The organism is Reichenbachiella versicolor (assembly GCF_003171675.1).
Lineage (GTDB): Bacteria > Bacteroidota > Bacteroidia > Cytophagales > Cyclobacteriaceae > Reichenbachiella > Reichenbachiella versicolor.
In genome coordinates this window covers 181,418-202,200 of record NZ_QFZQ01000002.1, presented here as the reverse complement: position 1 = coordinate 202,200, position 20,783 = coordinate 181,418, and the positions used below count along the sequence as shown (strand labels likewise).

General features: G+C 34.4%; 17 protein-coding genes. 8 read left to right on the top strand and 9 right to left on the bottom strand.

Features of this window, described 5'->3' with window-relative positions; genetic code table 11:
• Positions 1 to 173: 173 nt before the first annotated feature.
• Positions 174 to 1,868, bottom strand: a complete 1,695-nt coding sequence (locus tag DKG80_RS05775) for an ATP-binding protein (RefSeq protein WP_109830370.1) — start codon at positions 1,866 to 1,868, stop codon at positions 174 to 176.
• 369 nt (positions 1,869 to 2,237) lie between these two features.
• On the opposite strand from DKG80_RS05775, the gene DKG80_RS05770 reads away from it, so the two are divergent.
• Positions 2,238 to 5,609 carry a WD40 domain-containing protein gene (locus DKG80_RS05770; RefSeq protein WP_109830369.1) on the top strand — a complete coding sequence of 1,124 codons (3,372 nt, stop codon included), beginning with the start codon at positions 2,238 to 2,240 and terminating at the stop codon, positions 5,607 to 5,609.
• A gap of 36 nt (positions 5,610 to 5,645) precedes the next feature.
• Positions 5,646 to 7,325, top strand: a complete 1,680-nt coding sequence (locus DKG80_RS05765; protein WP_109830368.1) for a DUF6770 family protein — start codon at positions 5,646 to 5,648, stop codon at positions 7,323 to 7,325.
• Here the strand turns inward: DKG80_RS05765 and DKG80_RS05760 are convergent.
• Together DKG80_RS05760 and DKG80_RS05755 are read right to left on the bottom strand one after the other, a co-directional pair.
• The gene (locus DKG80_RS05760) at positions 7,322 to 8,677 is read right to left on the bottom strand and encodes an exonuclease domain-containing protein (RefSeq protein WP_109830367.1); all 1,356 of its coding nucleotides are present in this window, start codon (positions 8,675 to 8,677) and stop codon (positions 7,322 to 7,324) included. The genes DKG80_RS05765 and DKG80_RS05760 overlap by 4 nt on opposite strands.
• Positions 8,678 to 8,763: 86 nt before the next feature.
• A complete protein-coding gene (locus tag DKG80_RS05755; protein WP_109830366.1) occupies positions 8,764 to 9,171 on the bottom strand; it encodes a TonB family protein in 408 nt (135 codons plus the stop codon).
• Between the two features lie 263 nt (positions 9,172 to 9,434).
• On the opposite strand from DKG80_RS05755, the gene DKG80_RS05750 reads away from it, so the two are divergent.
• The 3 genes from DKG80_RS05750 (at position 9,435) to DKG80_RS05740 (ending at position 13,831) form a co-directional block, all read left to right on the top strand.
• Entirely contained in the window at positions 9,435 to 9,950 is a 516-nt protein-coding gene (locus tag DKG80_RS05750; RefSeq protein WP_109830365.1) for a hypothetical protein, read from the top strand.
• A gap of 55 nt (positions 9,951 to 10,005) precedes the next feature.
• Positions 10,006 to 11,775, top strand: a complete 1,770-nt coding sequence (locus tag DKG80_RS05745; RefSeq protein WP_109830364.1) for a WD40 domain-containing protein — start codon at positions 10,006 to 10,008, stop codon at positions 11,773 to 11,775.
• Between the two features lie 274 nt (positions 11,776 to 12,049).
• Entirely contained in the window at positions 12,050 to 13,831 is a 1,782-nt protein-coding gene (locus tag DKG80_RS05740; protein ID WP_109830363.1) for a tetratricopeptide repeat-containing sensor histidine kinase, read from the top strand.
• Here DKG80_RS05740 and DKG80_RS05735 read toward each other — a convergent pair.
• The 4 genes from DKG80_RS05735 to DKG80_RS05720 are packed head-to-tail and all read right to left on the bottom strand — an operon-like array spanning position 13,821 to position 17,673.
• Positions 13,821 to 14,366: a DUF4136 domain-containing protein gene (locus DKG80_RS05735; RefSeq protein ID WP_109830362.1), complete on the bottom strand. Its 546-nt coding sequence runs from the start codon at positions 14,364 to 14,366 to the stop codon at positions 13,821 to 13,823. The two genes, DKG80_RS05740 and DKG80_RS05735, sit on opposite strands and share 11 nt — an antisense overlap.
• A gap of 33 nt (positions 14,367 to 14,399) precedes the next feature.
• Positions 14,400 to 16,040, bottom strand: coding sequence for a 2-succinyl-5-enolpyruvyl-6-hydroxy-3-cyclohexene-1-carboxylic-acid synthase (gene menD / locus DKG80_RS05730; protein WP_109830361.1), 1,641 nt, complete (start codon positions 16,038 to 16,040; stop codon positions 14,400 to 14,402).
• Positions 16,037 to 17,242: a chorismate-binding protein gene (locus DKG80_RS05725; RefSeq protein WP_109830360.1), complete on the bottom strand. Its 1,206-nt coding sequence runs from the start codon at positions 17,240 to 17,242 to the stop codon at positions 16,037 to 16,039. Before DKG80_RS05725 ends, menD begins: the two co-directional genes overlap by 4 nt.
• Positions 17,242 to 17,673, bottom strand: coding sequence for a hotdog fold thioesterase (locus DKG80_RS05720; RefSeq protein ID WP_109830359.1), 432 nt, complete (start codon positions 17,671 to 17,673; stop codon positions 17,242 to 17,244). Before DKG80_RS05720 ends, DKG80_RS05725 begins: the two co-directional genes overlap by 1 nt.
• Positions 17,674 to 17,808: 135 nt before the next feature.
• Here DKG80_RS05720 and DKG80_RS05715 point away from each other — a divergent pair, with 135 nt between their 5' ends.
• Entirely contained in the window at positions 17,809 to 18,429 is a 621-nt protein-coding gene (locus DKG80_RS05715; RefSeq protein ID WP_109830358.1) for a histidine phosphatase family protein, read from the top strand.
• A 157-nt stretch (positions 18,430 to 18,586) separates the two neighbouring features.
• Here DKG80_RS05715 and DKG80_RS05710 read toward each other — a convergent pair whose 3' ends face one another.
• Positions 18,587 to 18,898 carry a rhodanese-like domain-containing protein gene (locus DKG80_RS05710; RefSeq protein ID WP_109830357.1) on the bottom strand — a complete coding sequence of 104 codons (312 nt, stop codon included), beginning with the start codon at positions 18,896 to 18,898 and terminating at the stop codon, positions 18,587 to 18,589.
• Positions 18,899 to 19,070: 172 nt separating this feature from the next.
• Between DKG80_RS05710 and DKG80_RS05705 the strand changes: the two genes are divergently transcribed.
• A complete protein-coding gene (locus DKG80_RS05705; RefSeq protein ID WP_109830356.1) occupies positions 19,071 to 19,655 on the top strand; it encodes a DUF2911 domain-containing protein in 585 nt (194 codons plus the stop codon).
• A gap of 39 nt (positions 19,656 to 19,694) precedes the next feature.
• On the opposite strand, the gene yiaA is transcribed toward DKG80_RS05705, so the two are convergent.
• Entirely contained in the window at positions 19,695 to 20,102 is a 408-nt protein-coding gene (gene yiaA, locus DKG80_RS05700) for an inner membrane protein YiaA (RefSeq protein WP_109830355.1), read from the bottom strand.
• Between the two features lie 110 nt (positions 20,103 to 20,212).
• On the opposite strand from yiaA, the gene DKG80_RS05695 reads away from it, so the two are divergent.
• A complete protein-coding gene (locus DKG80_RS05695) occupies positions 20,213 to 20,761 on the top strand; it encodes a TetR/AcrR family transcriptional regulator (RefSeq protein ID WP_109830354.1) in 549 nt (182 codons plus the stop codon).
• The last annotated feature ends 22 nt before the right edge of the window (positions 20,762 to 20,783 follow it).

The following is a 20,783-nucleotide window of genomic DNA, read 5'->3' as shown; positions in this document are numbered from 1 at the left end:
AATAATATGAGCTACTTTTTAGTGTAGAAGAAATATAGTATAAAAAGCAGAAGGTTATAATAGTTTCAAATGTACGATTTATGCACTAAGACAATATAAGAAGCGCTGTGTAAGGCTGAAATTTCATGAAACTTCGGGTAAAAATAAAATATGAAAGATGGTTAATTATATGGTCAAAGCGCTTGTTTGATAGGGAAAATTAGTACTGCTTCTGTTCCTTTTTCATATTCTGATTTGTAGTTTATCTGTCCTTTATGCTTTTGAATAATGCTATAAGCAATGGACATTCCCAGTCCAGTACCTTCTCCTGGAGCCTTTGTGGTGAAGAATGGGCTAGTAACTTTACTTAAATTCTCTTTTTTTATTCCAATACCATCATCTTGTACAGTTATGAAAAAATTAGATTCGTTCAATCTAGTTTTAATAATAATATTACCACTATTTTGAATACTTTGAACTGCGTTGATTATTAAATTGAGAATAACTTGATGTAATTCTCCCTCATTACCTTGAATCGTATTGATTTTGTCGTATTCAGTTGTGATTTGAATTTTGTTTTTGAGTTTGTTTTCAAGCATGATAAGACAGTTTTCTATGACTATTTTAATATCGCATGCTTCGTCCATTCGTTCACTTTTCCTATTGAACCTATTTAAACTCTTCACTATAGTAGTAGCTCGTTCTATACCTATGTTGGCTGCATTTAGAAGCTTTTCTAGAGTCTCTTTGTTTTCAGTTTCAAGTGGTTCAAGGTATTGCTCTATAGCCCTAACACTTCCAGAAATAAAATTTAATGGGTTATTGATTTCATGAGCAATACCAGATGTAAGAATACCCACTGAAGCTAATTTTTCAGATTGAACAAGCTGCGTTTGCGTGCTTTTTAGTTCTTCAAGCGTTTGAGCTAATACCTCGTTTTGATTAGACAGTATCTTATTATTTTGTTGAAGTTCTTCGTTAAGTCTTCTACTCTCGTTGTTACTTTCTGTCAATTCTTTGTTTAGTAATTCGAGTAGCATTTTCTTCTGAGAGATCGTTTCATTCGCTTCTTTTAACTTCACTTCTTTTTCAATTAATTCCTTGTTTTTCTTTTCCAGAGAAGTGCTTTTTTGAGCAATTTCGAGAGCTTCGTCTAATCTTCTGTTGGCAGCTCTAAGTTGACTGTTGGTTTCCCTTAATTTTTCCTGAGCTAGTTTTTGTTTTGAGATATCATATGATATTCCCGACAAGCCAACAATTTTTCCTGACTCATCAATAATTGGCATTTTGGAAGATAGACACCAAGAAATTCGACCATCAGGTAGAATTTCTTTTTCTTCGTAGGCTATTTTGGGAATACCAGTTCTCATGATTTCTTGCTCATCGTCATAAGCTGCCTGTGCATGTTCAGAGTCGAAAATATCAAAATCTGTCTTACCTGTAAGGTTGAAATCTGGATCAACACCTACATATCCTAGCCATTCGCTATTTACTTTTATAAACCTGCTTTCCAGATCTTTAATATAGATGTTTGCTGGAGTGTTTTTGAAAAACAATTCAAAATAATGAGCTTCTTGTATTAGCTTTTTGTTGGTTTTATTTAGCTCTGAATATGGAGCGTATACAGAATCATGAAAAGAAATTACCAATTCATAAATTTGGGGTAGCATAATATCAGTTATAGACATAAACCAAACCAATTTACCTTCTTGTTTTCTCAATGAATAAGATTTGCCTATGTATAGGTATAGAACTGAACTGCCATTGAGGTCAAATAGGGAAGAATCGCTCTCACAGAATACTACGTAAAAATCATTATTCGAAATAGCAGTTGAATCATAAGACTCAAAGCGGTCAACTGGTATTTTTGTAGTATTTAATAATCTCATAAAGGTCAGTTAGTCGTTCTACAGGTATTCAATTAAAGTGTCTTTTAATTATTGATTAACAATTTTTGATATTGTTTGCTTATAGTTTCAATTACAGACTGTTAATTATGTCTAACTAATTATTTCACTTTAAAGCCAATCTTTAAATGGGATAGAAGTTTTTCAATATATCTAAGTGTCAAATCATTATATTTTAATATTAAGTTTAATAAATCTTAAGCATTAATTGGTTATTGCATAATATTTAAATTGGTCTAAACTCGATTTAAATTAGAGATTCAATATTAAATCCATAAGATATTCAGAGGTAGAAGTTTGAAATGGTATAGAGAAATCCGAGATTTAATTTTTAATCTATAAATCGAATCGATGAAAATTTTTTATTGCTTAGCGGTCCTAGTATTTACTTATCTTAACGCTTCTGCGCAGTCGAATGTAGAACTCATGCTCCAAAAGGGGCATCGTTCTAAAATCAATGAAATCATTTTTACGCCATCGGGTAAACAGCTAATTAGTTGTAGTGATGATAATACCGTTAAAATTTGGGATGTTGAAAGCGGAAAAGAATTAAAAACTTTAACCGGTCATACGCAACAAGTCAAGTCCATAGCTATTAATAGAGATGGAAGTAGAATATTCAGTGGAGGTAATAAAAAGGAGAAAAAGGTAATATTTTGGGATGCAAAGACTGGAGCTAAAAGAGGAGAACTTACCTCATTTGAAGGAGAGTTGACAGAAATCGAATTCTCTAGATATGGAAATCGAATTGCTATTTTAGAGTCACTTTCTGGATTTCAAACAAAGGTATCAGTTTGGGATGAAGCTTTGGCAAGTAAGAGATTTGATATAAAACTACCATCAGATTTCTATGCAAATACTATTTGTTTTCATCCTGGTAATAATCACTTAATGGTTGGAGGCAAGTTTCTGAAGAAGAAGAAAACTGAAAGTATAATGGTATATAATAGTGAGGATGGTAGTTTGTTACAGCAGTTGAAAGGTACCTCTACGAATGTGGCCAAGTTGATCTACAGCAGGAAGGGTAATATGGTAGTAGCTGTAGGAACAAATATTCAGGTTTGGTTCAATGCAGCTGGAGATTATAGATTAGAGAAGACAATCGATATAAATGGGTCTAATGCTATGATCTATGACGATGAACAGCAATTAATATTCTCTAAAGGAAATGATTTGATAAAATGGGATCTTAAGAATAATGTCGAAATCAGTAGAGTAGATAATGCACACTCGAGTTCTATTAGAGCAGTTAACTTGACCTATGATGAAAATAACTTCGTAACTGCAGCGAACGATAATCAAATATTTTTTTGGGATAAAGAGAGCTTGACTAAGATACCTCACTTTTCGGGTTTGAAACCAGATCAAGTTTCAGACTTGAATTTTAGTTGGAACTACAAGCAGTTATTTACTGCAGTTGACGCTCAGAAGCTACAATATTGGAATGTGGAAAAGGCAAAGCTTGATTTTTTGCCTGCTAAAATGAGCAGGAGAAGTGTTCCGTCAGATGTTCAAAATGCTAATGATAAACATGAAGTTTTGATTTGTGGAACCCAGAATAAAGGAGTTGAAATCTGGAATATGAAAAACCAGAAACAAGTAGCTTTTTTGAAACATACGTCATTCGTGAGTCAAGCTATAGCAGTACCCAATACTAGTTTAATTGCAGGTTTAGGCAGAGATAAAAAAATACTGCTGTGGGACAAAGGAAATCTAGAAAATGCTCCAATGAAAATGGCTGGTCATACCTCTACATTGACCGCAATTGCTGTTAGTCCTGACGGTAAATTTATTTATACAGGGAGCAAAGATAAAACAATGAGGGTATGGAGTATCGAGCAAAAGACATTGATTCACAGTATAAAAACGGGGTTACAAGTCAATTCAATAGCTATTTCTCCTGATGGGATGAAAATTGTGACTGCTTGTGGTACTACAAGTGCTGTATATGGTACAACTTCCCCTTCAGGGCTTTATATATGGAATTTTGACAAGCTTTCTGAATATGCAACTGCTAAAAAAGTAGAGAAGCAGTCATTGGAAAAGCATGCCGCTTCAGTAAGTAAGGTGATTTTCTCTAGAGATGGATCGAAAATATACTCTTCAGGATATGATAATATGATTTATGTATGGGATGTAACTTCAGGTAGTTTGATAAAGTCTTTAGAAGGTCATAGTGCAGACGTAAAAGCTTTGGTTTTAAGCAAGCAAGATCAGTACCTCCTATCAGGTAGTGATGATGCGACCATCAAATATTGGAATGTAGATCAAGGTGAAAGTGTCTTTAATACGGTCACTTTTGATAATGGTTCTGAGTTCATTAACTATGATCAGAACAATTATTATTCTTGTACAAAAAATGGAGCAAAAAATGTACATTTTGTATTAGATGATCAGGTGTTCTTGTTTGAACAGTTTGATTTGAGATTGAATCGTCCTGATATAGTTTATGCAAATCTTCCTGGAGTAAATAAAGACTTGCTCAAAGCTTACAATAAAGCCTACAAAAAGCGACTTCGTAAAATGAATTTTACAGAAGATATGCTTTCAGCTGATTTTCATATTCCTGAATTAAAAATTATAAACGCTGATGATTACCCGTATCAAGTAACTCAAAGAGATGTTAATTTGAAAATAAAAGCATCTGATGAATTATACCTTTTAGATAGGATTAATGTATGGATAAATGATGTACCTATTTATGGTAAAGAAGGTATTGATTTAAGATCAAAATCGGTGAAAATACTGGAGACAGATTTGTCCATTAAATTGGGAGTAGGGAAAAATAAAATTCAAATTTCTGTATTGAATCAGAAAGGTGCAGAATCCTTTAAGTCAACTAAGTTTATCTACTATCAGTCACAGTCTAAGAAAAACGATTTGTATGTAGTAGGAATCGGAGTATCAACGTTCAATGATGCATCTTTTAATCTCGATTATGCCTCTAAGGATGCTACAGACGTAGTGGATTATTTTAAGAAGGATCAAAGTAAATACAATAATGTTTATACTAAGTTGATCACTAATGAACAAGCCACGCGTTCTAATATACTCTTGGTAAAAGATTTTTTGAAAGGATCAAAAATAGATGATAATGTCATTGTATTTATTGCTTCACATGGTTTGTTGGACGAGGAATTAGATTATTACCTAGCTACAACTAACGTCAATTTTTACAAGCCAAGTGAAGGAGGGTTGATTTATGATGACTTAGAGGGCTTACTTGATGGTATTCCAGCTCGAAAAAAGTTATTGCTTATTGACGCATGTCATTCAGGTGAAGTAGATGATGAGGAGAAATATAGAGCTCCTATTCCAGATAATTCTAGTCCTGTTTCTTCAGCTTCAGCGTCTGAAATTACAGGCGCAGTTAAATCTCGAGGCTTTAAAAGAGTAGGTGGTACGAATTTAGGAATGGCAAGTACGTTTGAATTAATGAAGGAAATGTTCAATGATTTAAGGAGAGGCTCAGGAGCTACAGTGATATCTTCAGCTGGAGGAAAAGAGTTTGCTCTAGAATCCGCTCAATGGAATAATGGAGTATTTACCTATAGTTTTCTAGAAGGACTAGAGTCTAAAGCAGCGGATAAGGATGGAGATTCTAACGTGGATCTAACGGAGATCAGAAACTATGTGGCAGACAATGTGAAGAAACTCACTAACGGCCAGCAAAACCCTACATTCAGAAAAGAGAATCTTGACAATAATTATAACATTTGGTAGGCTGACATAACTTAAAACGAACTAAACAAACAAACAATGAAAAACCTTTTACTTACAGTTAGCCTGTTGCTGGCATTCTTATTTTCAAAAGCTCAAACAGTAGATATTCCTGAAGTTGATATCAACGGGTTCAAAGGAGTAAAGTCTATTTTAGATAAAACGACCCAAGAGGTCATAGGATACTATACATATTATTTCAGTGCTGATGGTATGAAAGTTACTCTTATGGATACGGAGCTTACAATTACCAATGAGGTAATTTTGGAGCTAGCATCAGGAGAAATAGGAGAAGCAGTATATAACGGGAGTTCATTGTGCTTTATTTCTACTTCATATGGTACGGCTTACATTTATACAGTATCCTTGGAAGGAGAAGTGTTAGGAGAAAAGGTAATGATGTATGATCATACAGGAGATGCTCTTATTTTTCCGTCGGAGATAGACAGTGAATTTTACTTGATTATATCTCAGAAAGGCGCAAAAAAGTCTGCTGGTTATAAAGTAACTAAGATGAATGAAAGCCTTGAGACTACTTGGGAAAAAGAATATATGCCTCCTAAAGGTTATTTGTCTGTAGAGTCAGCGGAATCTGGGTTTGATAGAGTAGCTGTTGTACAAACGGTTACAATGAAAAAGAAGGGTTCTAAAAAAGGCGATACTCAGTTGATTTGTTTTGATGCTGAGAATGGTGATGAATTATTTATCACACCACTTTTTGATGAAGTAATGACTTCTAAACCTTCTCAAATGGTGATAGATGAAGAAGGTGTGATTACCACGGCAGGAGAATTTTATTCTGGTAAAGGAACTAATAATGTAAACTCTGATGGTGTATTTGTAAGTAAAATAGACGCGAGTGGTGAAGAATTACTACAAAACAGAATGACGTGGAAAGAAGGTATCCAAAAGCAGATGAAGAGAGGTAAATTCTCTACTATGGGAACTAATAAAGTATTGTTCCATGATTTGGTTAGAAGCGAGGATGGTGGTTATCAGTTGGTAGGAGAGACTTTTAGTAAAAAAATAACTTTAGGAGAATCTAATAAATTGGCCATGGTTGCAGCTTTGGCTGGACAAGATGCTTTGGCTGATGGTCTTTCTACTGTAGGGGCTGCCGTGAATTTGAAAAATTTCATTATTGCAATGTCTACTGGAAGATATATAGGTTTAGCTATGGTAGATCATGCTCCAACAATTATGACTGTTCAAGATATGTTGGTTTTGGACTTTGACGAGGAGCTAGAGCTTCAGGCAGTTACGAAAATTGATAAGCCTTATACCAAAGTATATGCTTACCCTCCTCATAGATATACTGCAGGTTTGAGGTTGTCTAAGATGGTGGCTGCAGCAGGTTTTTTTGATTATAGCTTTACCAAAACTAATAATGATACTGGTGAACAAATATTAGTATATAGCGCTATGAACTCTAAGATACCTCATATAGGTATCACCAATATCGAAAAAGGTGCTGATGTGACACCTAAGAAATTGGAATTTGACAACTTACAACAATATGCAACTGGTGCAGGGAAGGAAAATGAAGAAAGTGAGGGAGAAGAGGATTCAAAAGATTCGGAAGAAAGTGATAATTCTTTAAAAATTAGCAACGGTGGTGTGACTAAGGCTAACGAAGGAAAGGTATTAGTATACTATGTTGAAAAAGAAAAGAAAGCTACAAAAGGAACTTTAAAGATGTGGTTTGAATCTTTAGATTAAGTGGGTAAAGAATTCTGACTCAGATACGTTCGAATGATTCGTTGCGTATCTGAGTTATGTTCAAAGTTTTGGATGTGTATTCTATAATTATCATATGAATTATTTGTGTCAGACTTAGGTATAAAACCAAACCCTACATAGTTCCCACCTTTTATTTCAATAATTGCTTTTTCATCATCTGTCCTACCTTTTTCTTCAATAAAGAAATCTTCATTCTTGATTATTAAATCTCGTAACAATTCGTTCACTCTAGAGTTGTAGTCATCAACCGATTCTACACCACAACACACTCCCCTACATTTCTTGATCATATATCCAAAACAACTTCCTTTTGTATTTTCTAGTCCAGAATATCGATTACACAGTTGATTTTGAGAGACAATATTTTCGACATATCTACGAGCTTGCCCCAGAGAATAAAATGTTTGTACCGGAAGTGAAGAAGCTCTCAGCTTTCCAAAGGCCAGTTGTAATAATCCGTTTTGGTTTTCATAGACATACAAACCATGAGTTTCTGTTTTTCTTTTTTGTGCTCTATTGTATTTAGGCATAAGCCGTTTGATTTCTGCAGATTCGAAAAGGAGAGCGACTAATTCATTACCAGTTAATTCATATTTTATATCAGCTATATATTCAAACATAGTTCTCTCCTTAAGGCTTTTATCATTAAAGTGGGATAGGACTCGTTGCCGAATGTTATTTGCTTTTCCTACATAAATAATTTCGCCCTGAGCATCATAGAAATAGTAAATACCGAAGGTTGTAGGTAGAGATTTATATAGAATAGGATTTAGTAAAGGAGGCATTTTAGGTATTCTTACTTGAGTGCCTTCCTTGAGTTCTATTTCTCCTAAATCTTTTGATTTCTCGAGTAGTATTTCTAATAACTGGGTAGTGGCAAGAGCATCACCGTATGCACGGTGTCTTCCATTAATTTTAATATTGAGATCACTGCAGATATTTCCAAGACTATATGACTTATGACCAGGAAGGAGTTGACGCGATAATTTGACTGTACAAATTTTTTCTCTGCTAAATTCACCTCCAAGGGAAGCAAATTCTGAAGAGAGTATACCATGATCAAAACTCACATTATGAGCAACAAAAGTATGCCCCTCCGTCATTTCATAGATTTTTTTAGCTATCTCGTAAAACTTAGGAGCATTTACGACCATTTCGTCAAAAATCCCTGTTAATTGAGTAATTGAATATGGAATGGATGTTTCAGGGTTTACTAATGTTTGATATTCATCTACAATTTTTACACCATCATGTAAGATCACTGCTATTTCTGTAATCTTTTGTCCTTGAGCACTTCTTCCCGTAGTTTCTATGTCTACTATAGCATACATCTAAGAGCGAAGATAGTCTATTGTTAAATGTTTTAGTTTAAAAACTAATAATTGTAGTAATTTGTATGTTTAGAGCATAGATGGTATTATTTATCCTTAACTTTCAACGCTTCAGGAATCATAAAGTTGATAGGGACGGACATTCTTACCGGTACAGCTTTGCCTAGTTCTGCGTCTCTAGCTGGAATCCATATAGGTGATTCTTTCATCAATCGAATGGCTTCAGCATCTATTGTAGGAGATACGCTTTGTTTGATAGTTAAAGATTCACCCCATACTTTACCACTTTCATTGAGAATAAAGCTAATTACTACTTGTCCTTCAGTACTCGTTAAAAGTGCATCTTTTGGATAAATTATATTTCTGTCGACCCATTTGTAGAACTGATTTATACCTCCAGGAAACTCTGCTGGCCTTGGGGGAGTCTTTGTTTGAGCATGTATGGAGTTTGATATAAGAATCATAACAATCACCTTAAATACGTATTTGGTCATAGTAGAAAATTTTGAGACTTTGTTTCTTCGAAAAATAGCTAAAGTTAAAGCTATTTGATTCTATATCCTTAAAGAGTAGTAAATAGGTAGCTATATTAACCCTAAGGTTCTAAGTCAAAGTCTAACTGAGCAATTGCAATTGTATAATATATTTTCTTCAGTGGAAACTTTCTTGTTTGTCGATAATATTGATGTCTTCGTAGATCTAAATTTGTAACTGAGAAATCATGCCTTTAGATTAGTAATAACCAGAAAGTCAATAAATGAGAGTTTTGCTAGTAATTTTAATAGGGTTGATATCACTAAATTCTTTAGCTCAATCATCTAAAGAGATAATCAAAGTGATTGATGATCTTACTATGAATTGGGATCAGCAAGTACAAAAACTACAAACTTACTCCGGCATGCGTGAATACTGTCGATCTAGGGAAATGAGATCTAATACTATCTCGTTGGTCAATGATATTCATCACTACCATTTGCTTCTATACTTATCAGTGAAAGAGAAATATGAAGAGAATAAGGATATGGAAGCTTTTGCTGCATTAAAAGATATTGAGAGGTTGGAGGTAGAGTACACCACCACAGGGTTTCTTGATTTTCTCCACAAAGAATGTACTACAGTAAATAATATTGAAAAAAAGCTCAAAAGTGCTAAGAACAAGTCTGTCGAAAAAGATATTATCAAGATGGAAAAAGAATTGGTAAGGTACGTAAGCCAGGTTACCGCACAGATTGATCTAATCGACGAACATGCGCATCATATTCCTGACTTATAATGAATCTTCGTATTAGATTGCGGTTACATTTTAAGTGAAATACGGATATAATTATATGAGCGATATCTACCTGAGTTTTGATCGTTTTGATAAGCCTAAAGCCACTGAACTTGGCGTTGCATTGACTGATCTTGGCTATAAAGTGTGGTATGAAGGGATGCCAATGTCAAAAGGTAGGGTTGAAAGTAAAGATGAGGCTAGAAAGTATGCTCCTTGTACACTCATTGTTTGGTCTGATTTCTCTATTGACAATGAAAGAATAATTAAAGATGCAATAGAAGCGCAAACTAAGAAATCAATACTTAATGTCTCTTTTGAAAAAGTGAATGTGCCGGATGCATTCTCTGCCCAACACTTATATAATCTTAAAAACTGGTCTAATGATTCCTTTGATAAAGAGTATTTTATACTGCTCAGTCAGATTGAAGGTTTAGCTGGTAAACCACGAAAGAAAGGAATTAATAATAACTTATTAAAAGTAGCAGGAGTAATTCTACTATTAGGTTTTTTTTGGTGGGGTGCAACCTCTATAGTCAACCACAATCAAAAGTTGGATCGAGAGCGTAAGGCTTGGAGGCTTTTGAATAGAAATATGACTTTTGAAGGGTTAGAAGAGTTTGTTTCATTATTTCCAAAAGGGAATTACACACTTGAGGCAATTCAGATACTTGATAGTATAAAAGATCAAAAGGAATGGAAAAGTGTTAGAAATATTAACTCGATTACTTCATATCAAAATTATCTTAATAACTATCCTAAAGGTTACGGTGCCGAAACAGCAGTTTTGAAAATTGACAGTTTGAAAGACGAAGAAGCATGGATTAAAGCATTAAGAGAAAATTCATTGGTTTCTTATAAGGTATATAAAGAAGTATATTCAGAAGGGATACATGCTGAAGAGGCTGGTGAGAGAATTTATGCTTTGGAAAATCCTAAAAAGGTTTTAACCAAAGTGACACGAAAGCCTAAGCTAATTAGAAAGTATGAATCACCTAAAGAAGTAGCTTGTGTAGCAGTGTCTTCTAATGGACAAATGATTGCTTCTAGAGCATGGAATAATACGGCTTGGATTAGAGATGTAGATGGTCAAGTAATTGCTGAGTTAAAAGGACATAGTGATTGGATCACATCCATCGCTTTTTCTCCTAATGGGAAACAAGTTTTAACAGGGTCTTGGGATCAAACGGCTATTTTATGGGATATGACTGGCAATGTAATTACACGATATGAAGGAGCTAATGATCATATTAGTTCAGTAGCTTTCTCTCCTGACGGCAAAAAAGTGGTTACAGGTAGTTTCGATAAGAAAGCTAGAGTTTATAGCATTAATGGTTCTCTTATAAATGAGTTGGTCGGACATAATGGTTGGATTAATTCAGTAACCTTTTCACCTAAAGGAGATAAAATAGCAACAGCTTCATCTGACAAAACCGTAAGAGTATGGGATATTGCGGGTAATTCTAGAATGGTTTTTGACGACCACATTCATTGGGTCATGTCAGTCGCTTTTTCACCAAACGGGCAATTGATTGCTACAGCATCGAAGGATCGTACAGTTCGCATTACAAGACTAAGAGATAGAAGAAGTAAAAAGCTAAAAGGTCATTCTTCAGAAGTTTTAGCAGTTGCATTTTCTCCAGATGGTAGCTCTGTATTAAGTGGATCTGCAGATAATACCGCATTGCTTTGGACAGTGAATGGAAAAAAGTTACAAGTATATGATGATCACAATGGTAGCATTAATTCAGTTGCATTCATGCCCAATGGTAAGAACATTTTATTGGCCTCTTCTGATCGTACTACTGCTATTTGGGAGCTTTTGTAATTTTAATCAATACTTGATTTGAACTCTGTCAATTGTAAGGGTTAAAGAATGTGTTTTTGAAATTATACAAATTAACCAGTAAATCAAGGTCTAGTATTTCTATAATAAAAGAGAGTAAAGCTCTTGTTAATCGAAGAATAGAAGGCATTCATCGTATATATGTGTGTGCAGGACGGTTATTTTTTGGTAAAACATAAGTTAACTCTATTTTAGCCACGTCCCCGCCTGTATTATTTTACTGATAAGAAGTGTTTTTACACCTTTGATTGAAATAATGTATTCAATACCCGATTCTGATATTATACCCTCTGGAGACTACACCGAGAAAAAAATTAACTCGTTGTTAGCTTATGCTGTTCAATCTAGAACTGCAAACTTAAGGCGTTCTATAGATATAGCCCATGTGGCTAAAATAGAAAGCGAATCATTAAACTATACAAAAGGTAAAGCAGATAGTCTATATTTATTAGGTCTGTTTCACATGATAATAGGTAAGAGTAAAGAGTCAAATCTTTATTCTACCGAGGCACTTTCAATTTATGAAGAAGTTGGAGACCAAGTTGGAATTGCCAATGTCATGTATACATTCGGAAGTGTTCAATATAGAGAGTCTAAATTCAATAGGGCTTTAGAGTTTTTATATAAAAGTCTCAGGCTGCATAGAGACGCTGGTGAGGTCGCTGGTGAGTCTAGGTCTCTATGGGCTATTGGTGTCATATACCAGTCATTTCAAGAGGATGATAAAGCCATGGAGTCTTTTTTGGAGTGTAGAAAATTGAGTCAATTAGTACAAGATATTGATGGTGAATCTACAGCTTGTACACCACTCTCAAGTCTTTATTTAAAAAGGGGAGATATACAAAACGCTTTAGAGACAATTGAAACAGCTATTGAATACAAACAGCGTATTGGCGATAAAATTGGATTGGCCTATGCATACTATGAGAAAGGAAGGATCTTATTAAAGTTAAAAGAATATGAAGATGCTGAAAAATACCTTCTCAGAGCATATAAACATCACAAAAGAGTAGAGGAGAGACTAGGAGAAGCATTCTCATTGATTAAACTCGGTAGTCTCGAATTTGATCGAGGTGACTATGAACTTTCAAAAAAGTATCTTCTTAATGGTCTTGCTGTGGCCAAAATTATTAAAAATCGAGAGGTAAAATACAAGGCATTTTTAATGCTGTATAAGAATGCAAAGGTTGAAGGTGATTTAGAGACAGCTTTAGCTTATCATGAAAAATATCATAAAAACAAGTCAAAGGTTATAACTTCAGGTGTCAAAAGCCGAGTAAAGAGTTTAGAGGCTCTTTGGAAAATGCAAAGGTTGGAAGAGGAGACTGTTGCTCAAAAAGATATTATCGAACAAACAGAAAGGAAGAATCAAGAATTAGACAGGTTTGTTTCTCGTGTTTCGCATGATTTAAAAGGGCCTCTTTCTTCATTAATCGGATTATATGACGTGGTTAAAGTAGATGTGACGGATAAAAAGGCAATGAAGTACCTTGGCATGTATCACAAGAAAATCCAAAGCTTGAATCAAACTGTGTTGGATTTGCTCTCTTTATCTAAAGTTAATGCACTAGAAGTATCTTATTCGAAAATTGATTTTGAAAGGATGATATCGGATGTTGTGGATTCATTTGAATATTTCCCTAACTACCACGAAATCATGTTTCAAATCAAAGTAGTTAAATTAGATTTTGTTTCTGATGCTAGACTAGTTCGTACTATTATTCAAAATTTAATAGAGAATAGTATTAAGTATAGTAGGGAAAAGAAGCCTAAGGTTACCATTGAAACTAAAGTTGACTCTGAGAATAATGTTGCTATTATAGTAGAAGATAACGGACTGGGAATTGATGATAAGTATCAAGATAAAGTTTATGATATGTTCTATAGAGCAACAGAACAGTCGTCGGGCTCAGGTCTTGGAATGTATATTACAAAAAATGCCGTAGATAGACTTGAGGGAGAAATTAGTTTTGAAAGTAAACTCGGTAAAGGAACTTGTTTTACCGTTATTCTTCCTAATAAAGAGTCTATTTCCTAGTATCTATTGGCTCATCAGATCCAGCTAGATAAGGGTACGTTTCCATTATTGATTGAACTGCATCGTATGCTAGGTTAGAAGGAGAATCATCTTCGAATGATAAATCTATACTTCCTTGCCAGACTAGTTTTTTCTTTTTCCAATCTCTGAATTCAATAATTAATATTCCCTCCTTTATAAACTTGGAATAGTACATTGGTCGATAAGATGAATATGGATTATATGCATTGACAGATTGAGTCTCAGTACGCTGAGATCCTATGAATTCATATCTAACTAGTAAATCTGGACGCTTTATTACTTCAAAGCCCTTTTTGTCCATGTTGTCGATTATTCCTTTTTCTATTTGATTATAAAATACCAATGCCTGAATTGGTATGTTAGGGTTCTCTGTTTCTAAAGCGATAAGTTTATATGTTGAATATTCACCGAATGACAATTCATTATTCAAATAGTGTATTACTCTGGGAGAAGGTTTACATCCCAAAAGGATAAGGAAAGGTAATATGTATAGCCTAGTGAATAGGTTCATCATATGGTTAAATCAGTTGAATGAATAAAATAGATACTACTTAGGAGCTATAATTTTAACCATCTCTTTAAAACTCTTTTCGTTGGTATACTTATTGGTGAACACTTCTATAATGTGCTTTCCAGATTTGAAATTTTGAATCATATGACAAGCTAATGACAATTCATCTTCATTTCGAATTTGTTGGTATTCAAACCCAAACTCATTAGCAAGATGAAGAGAGGATGAATTTTGTTGAGTTTCGAAAAACTCTTCAAGTTCAGGTTGATTAGATGGACCTTCAATTAATCTAAATATACCACCACCTGAATTGTTAAATACAATAATCAGCATATTCTTAGGAACATGATTATGCCAGAAAGCGTTTCGGTCATAAAGAAATGAAACATCTCCAGTCAGAAGAACTGTTGCTTTGCTACTGGAAATAGCTGAACCAATCGCTGTGCTATTGCTACCGTCTATTCCACTAGTGCCACGATTGCAGTAAACTCTTAAATTTTTTTGAGATAGTCCTAGCATACTGGCATAACGAACAGTCATACTATTGGCTAAATGTACATCTACAAAGTCAGGGATGGCATACAGGACTTGTTGATATGCTAAAGGTTCGGCATATTCTTGATTAAATATTGATAAGTTAGTTCTAGTTTTTAACTCTGATTTGAACCAGTTTTCTTTATAATAATTATCAAAGTGGTCTAGTTCACATAGCTCACGGAGAAAACTTAGTATATCAATTCGGAAAGTTCTAGTAAGTTTTCCAAAAGTATCTGCACTATCTCCTTCAATTCCCACATGCCAGTGCTCAAGTCCCTCAGTAGACCTTAATAATTGTTTAAGTTTTTTCGACAATACCGAGAGGCCAAAAGTTATAACTAATTCAGGCTGAAGATCTTTATTGCTTGACTCAATGTAAAAATCATGATGTCTAACGACGTCATCTACTTCATGTAAATTGGCAGTAACATCTCCGAGGCATGCAAACTTTGTTTTTACCTTACTCTTAAAAAAGTCTATTAAATCAAGGTTAAAGCTTTGTTGTCCAAATACAATGAGTACCTTTTTAAATCGTAAGATTTCGTTTTTTGGAAAAATATCAACTGGAGATTCAGTGGTGTTTTTTTCTATCTGAATTTGATTAGAAATGGAATGCTGGTGATTTGGAGAAGGGTAGAAAGGTTCTTTAAAAGGAATGTTCACATGAACAGGCCCTGCTACACCGTTCTTAGTTATCTCGATAGCTTTACTAATTTGTTGATGGCTTATGTTTAAACTATCTACGGGTAGATCAAAGAAGGCTTTCACATGCTTTCCAAAAAGTTCTTTTTGATAAATGGTCTGACCATCTCTTATTCCTATTAAATCTGCTGGTCTATCCGCTGTAAGAATAAGAAGAGGTATTCTGTTAAAAAATGCTTCAGCTACTGCTGGTCCGTAATTTAAGCCTGCTGACCCCGAGGTACAGATTAATACTGTAGGTTGATTGTCTTGCAAACTCATTCCTAAGGCTATAAAACCAGCAGAACGTTCATCGGGTACACTAAAACATTTGATGTCAGGATATCTTGAAAAAGCAATGGTAAGTGCTCCGTTTCTAGAACCAGGAGAAATAACTGCATGTTTTATACCAAGTCGACTGCAAATTTCAGGAATATCAAAGATAGGTTGAAGATTCATTTTATACCGATTATGTTTAGTAAGGTTTGGAATTTGATTTGTGTTTCATTCCATTCACTTTCTGCGTCGCTATCTTCTGTGACACCAGCTCCTGCGAATACTATTCCAGAATCTTTGTAAATCCTAGCACAACGAAGATTGACAAAAATCTTTATTTCGTTATTGATGTTTACTGGTCCTAGGTGACCGCTAAAATATTGACGATCAGGAGTCTCATTTTCTTTGATAAACCTAGCAGCTTTTTCCATAGGCATTCCACACACTGCTGAAGTAGGATGTAGTAAATCCAGCATTACACTAGCAAGTTCAGGGAAATTCACTTCATCAATATTTACTTTGAAAGTAGTTTTCAAGTGTATCAAATTAGCAGCTTTCACAGTTTTAGGGCCATATTCCTCAAACTCTCTTAGTCTAATCTTTTTGAAACAGTTAATGATGTATCTACTTACTAAAGCTTGTTCCTCAATTTCTTTTTGTCTCCAAGATGCATTGCTTAAATTGAAATCTTCTGGAACTCCTTGAGTTCCTGCTAAAGAAACTGTCTCAAATTGACTGTTCTTATCTAAAGATATTAAAAGCTCAGGAGTTGCACCGATCCAAAGCCCATAATCAGGTATGTAAACTAAAGATATAAACGCATGAGTATAGGTGTTTACTAATGCTAAAAATTCTTGAATTGGGTTAAAATCTTCTTTTAAACTAAATTGAGATTGGCGTGCAGGAACGATTTTCTGATAAGCTCCAGATTTAATTAATTTCTTGCATTGATTAACTAAATCAATAAACTCATTTTTTGATTCTTTAAGAATAGGAGCCTTGCTTAATTTATTCTTGAAGTCTGTAAACTCTTCATTATTCAAAGATTCAAAGAATGCATCAGTTTTATTAGCATTTAAATGTTTTCTAGGATTAGGAGAGATCGTACCTTCATCACTTTTGTAAAAAATATCTGCACTAATGAAATGTTTAGGAAGGCTTCCGTCTATTTCAAAAGGATTGAATAAAAAGCCTTCTCCAGCTGACTCTAGACGCTCGGGGAATTCTATGTTTTCCAGTTGAGCGATACCATTAATAGATTTTTCTTCAGGATGTCTCCAAATTGCTAGAGGAATGTCGAGATGGAAAGCTGTATTAAAAAACTTTGTTAAGTTTTTGAGTTGTAATTCGGGTAATATTGAAATTGTATCTCTTTGCTCTGCCATTAATTCTTTTTTTCGATTACCGCTAGTGTAATTCGACTAATACAAACTAACTGATTCTCTTCGTTGGTTATACGTATTTCCCAAACTTGTGATCTGTTTCCTATGTGTATTGGTCGTGTAATTCCTTCTACAAAACCATGCTTGGCACTTTTGATGTGGTTAGCATTTATTTCTTGACCAACACAGTAGTGAGTTTCCGGGTCAACAGTCATAGTAGCAGCTACACTTCCTAATGTTTCTGCAAGGCTTACAGATGCTCCTCCGTGTAGCAGTTTTAGAGGTTGAAAGGTTCGCGAATCTACAGGCATGGTAGCTTTGATATAGTCATCGCCTATTTCTGTAAATACAATCCCCAGATGATCAACCATTGTGTTTTTGGAAAAGAGATTGATTCCCTCAAGTGTGAAAATGGATCTAAATATGCTGCTCATTCCATTATAAGTTTTCTATTAGTCATCACAAGGGTAATCAAAGACCTATTTCCTTAGTCAATAAATTTAGATTAACATTAATAAGGCTATGAATTCCTCTTAAATTCGCGTTTTGCAAACCAAATTACAATTAGCTTGAAAAGCAAAATATTCTATATTATCCGTCATGGCCAGACTGATTACAACTTGAAAAAGATGGTTCAAGGACGTGGAGTTAACTCTAGTTTGAACGACACAGGAAGACAACAAGCAGACATGTTTTATCAGGTGTATAAGGATACTCATTTTGACAAAATATATACCTCTTCGCTGTTGAGAACTAAAGAGTCTGTACAAGCATTCATAGATAAAGGAATTCCTTATGAAGCATTGGAAGGTTTAGATGAAATAAGTTGGGGGGCAAATGAGGGGTTGGCATATGATGAGATGAGACATCGTGACTATTTAAAAGGTCTTGAAGAATGGAAAATGGGTAATTCTTCCTATACGGTAGCTGGTGGGGAGTCTCCTATACAAGTCGCGGAACGGCAGAAAAGAGCTTTAGAGTACATAATGAAGAATGAGAATGATGACGTAATCTTATTAGCTACTCATGGCAGGGCCATGAGAATTCTCGTTTGCTGGATGACTAATAGACCATTAAATCAAGCTGAGTTTTATGAACATTCTAACCTTTGTTTATATAAACTGAAGTACGATGGGAAGAATGGAGAGATCTTACTGGAGAATAGTGTAGAACATTTGGGTTTAAATTGATATTCCAAATAATATTCTGTAAATTACTAAAACCACGCCGCCGATGTGCGGTAGGCATGGTAGAGTCCAGATCCAACTTAAGATACGATCTTTACTCAGCCCAAAACCCGGTGAAGCCGGGTTTTGGGCTTTATAGGGTAGGTAAATTATATTCACCTTACCTTTTAATTTCACTATTTACTTTCGTCCAACTACCACCATTTATACATTCTAAGCCTTCTTTTTTTAAAATTGCTGTTGCCTGCCCACTTCTCATTCCTGAAGCACAACACATAATAATTGGTTTGTTCATTTCTTTTATCAGAGATATTTTACTTTTCACTGAATTTAAAGGAATGTTTTTTGAACCAAATGCATGTCCTCCTTGAAATTCTGCAGGGGTTCGTACGTCAATAATTATTGCACCTTTTTTTACATAATCTGATAGATTCCCTGTTTTTATACCCAAAAGCTTATCTAACAATCCCATATCTTATTCTTTTTGGAAACAAATGTGAATCATATTAACATACAGTTTCGTAACTCATGTTACAGATTTTCATTGAAATGGAAATTATCTGTTAAAGTAAATTAATAAACATATAGTCTATTTCGTTGCTAGTTTTTCCATTGAGAAGTTTATTTAAGTTTTTATTTGAAGTATGATTGAGAAAATTGGGTTAAAAAGAGTGATGTTCTTACTCGTTTCTATGTCTTTATCTGGATGTTTTTCTCCAAGTTATTCTGATAAATATGTGTCATCAGATCCATCGGAGTTTAAACAATATCAACAGGAAACAAAAGATAGACCTTCCCCTGCAGCACGTGAAAATTTGAAGTTTGGAAAATCTAAAGTTTACTTGACATATAGCCAGCCAGGTGTGAAAGGAAGAACTATCTGGGGAGATTTAGTTAAGTATGATGAAATATGGCGTACAGGAGCTAATGAAGCAACTGTATTGTCGTCAGATACGGATTTATTGGTACAAGGAGATACTTTAAAAGCTGGAAACTATGCTTTGTATACTATACCGGGCAGGTTGAAATGGACAGTGATTTTGAATAAGAAATATGATGTTTGGGGTGCGTATGATTATGACATCACGAAAGATGCCTTAAGGTTTGAAGTTTATTCTTACAGATTAGATAAAACTGAAGAACGCATGAAATTTTTTATTGATGACACAGGAGAAGTAAAATTTGCTTGGGAAAATATAGGATTCAAGTTTTATATTATGCCTATCTAAAATGACAAAAGGAGGATTACTCCTCCTTGATTTAACCTTTTACTTATCTATGATGTTATGATTTTGAATCATATCTCTAGTATTTTTTTGAACAGCGATAGCTCCAAATAATGCCATCAAAAAGCCAAAAGCAAAGAACCCTTTTTCACTTGGTAGCAGTTCAGCATTCCAAAGACCTATAACTAGTAATACAATTGATAAAATAGTAGAGAACCAACAGATCATGTAATAAAGGTCGGTTGTTTGAATTTTTTCCATTTTGTCTCGTACAGTTTTCTGAAGAGAAATCACTGAGAATAGTCCAAACATAAGTATTGTGAAATAGTATCCTTTTTCATTTAGTTCCATTTCAGCTCTGTATAACCCAATTAGGTAACCGATCATACCAGTCAGCAATCCAATCCATGATGTTGCTACAAATGCCGTTGAAGTTTGATTATTATTCATAGTTCTTGATGATTTGTATGTGAATATTTAAGATTACAAGTCAAAAGTATTTGAATATCAAATTGCGTTGTAGACAGCACTGTACACAGGGTAATTGAATCTTCCTAAATATGCCTCAAACAAATGATAATAGAAATAAATGGTTGCAAACAGGCTACGAACTATTTGGTGAAATAGGACCACTAGCATTGAACGTAGAAAAGTTGTCTAATCTGGTTGGATTGAACAGATCTAGTTTCTATCATTATTTTGGAGATATGGATATGTATGAGACGAGACTGCTAGAACACCATGTTGCAAGATTTGAAGTGTTTGGAGACTTGATGAAAAACTACAGCAATTTTGAACAGCTTTTTGGTTCAGAGATAATGCAGCACCAAGATGCTCTTGCCTTTCATAGACAACTTTTAGTAAATCAGTCAACAGCCAGATACAAAGAATGTTCTGATAAGGCTAGAGTGTTTACAGAACAAAAAACTTATGAACTTTGGAACGACTATAGCAAACCACAAGGTGAGGAGAAAGAAAAATGGGAGATTTTCAGGGCTTTAAGAGATTTCTATTACATTCATTTTGGTCAGAAAGTACTAGATGGTGAAACTAATCCTCAGGAGGTATTAATTAAGCTTCAAAGCTATTTTACTTCAAATCCTTCATAGCTTAATAACTTACAATTAATAG

Coding starts and splice junctions, on each gene's coding strand:
- DKG80_RS05775 (WP_109830370.1), bottom strand. CDS start 1,868: ATGAGATTATTAAATACTACAAAAATACCAGTTGACCGCTTTGAGTCT.
- DKG80_RS05765 (WP_109830368.1), top strand. CDS start 5,646: ATGAAAAACCTTTTACTTACAGTTAGCCTGTTGCTGGCATTCTTATTT.
- menD (WP_109830361.1), bottom strand. CDS start 16,040: ATGAATCTTCAACCTATCTTTGATATTCCTGAAATTTGCAGTCGACTT.
- DKG80_RS05750 (WP_109830365.1), top strand. CDS start 9,435: ATGAGAGTTTTGCTAGTAATTTTAATAGGGTTGATATCACTAAATTCT.
- yiaA (WP_109830355.1), bottom strand. CDS start 20,102: ATGAATAATAATCAAACTTCAACGGCATTTGTAGCAACATCATGGATT.
- DKG80_RS05710 (WP_109830357.1), bottom strand. CDS start 18,898: ATGGGATTGTTAGATAAGCTTTTGGGTATAAAAACAGGGAATCTATCA.
- DKG80_RS05705 (WP_109830356.1), top strand. CDS start 19,071: ATGATTGAGAAAATTGGGTTAAAAAGAGTGATGTTCTTACTCGTTTCT.
- DKG80_RS05740 (WP_109830363.1), top strand. CDS start 12,050: ATGTATTCAATACCCGATTCTGATATTATACCCTCTGGAGACTACACC.
- DKG80_RS05735 (WP_109830362.1), bottom strand. CDS start 14,366: ATGATGAACCTATTCACTAGGCTATACATATTACCTTTCCTTATCCTT.
- DKG80_RS05770 (WP_109830369.1), top strand. CDS start 2,238: ATGAAAATTTTTTATTGCTTAGCGGTCCTAGTATTTACTTATCTTAAC.
- DKG80_RS05745 (WP_109830364.1), top strand. CDS start 10,006: ATGAGCGATATCTACCTGAGTTTTGATCGTTTTGATAAGCCTAAAGCC.
- DKG80_RS05755 (WP_109830366.1), bottom strand. CDS start 9,171: ATGACCAAATACGTATTTAAGGTGATTGTTATGATTCTTATATCAAAC.
- DKG80_RS05725 (WP_109830360.1), bottom strand. CDS start 17,242: ATGGCAGAGCAAAGAGATACAATTTCAATATTACCCGAATTACAACTC.
- DKG80_RS05720 (WP_109830359.1), bottom strand. CDS start 17,673: ATGAGCAGCATATTTAGATCCATTTTCACACTTGAGGGAATCAATCTC.
- DKG80_RS05760 (WP_109830367.1), bottom strand. CDS start 8,677: ATGTATGCTATAGTAGACATAGAAACTACGGGAAGAAGTGCTCAAGGA.
- DKG80_RS05695 (WP_109830354.1), top strand. CDS start 20,213: ATGCCTCAAACAAATGATAATAGAAATAAATGGTTGCAAACAGGCTAC.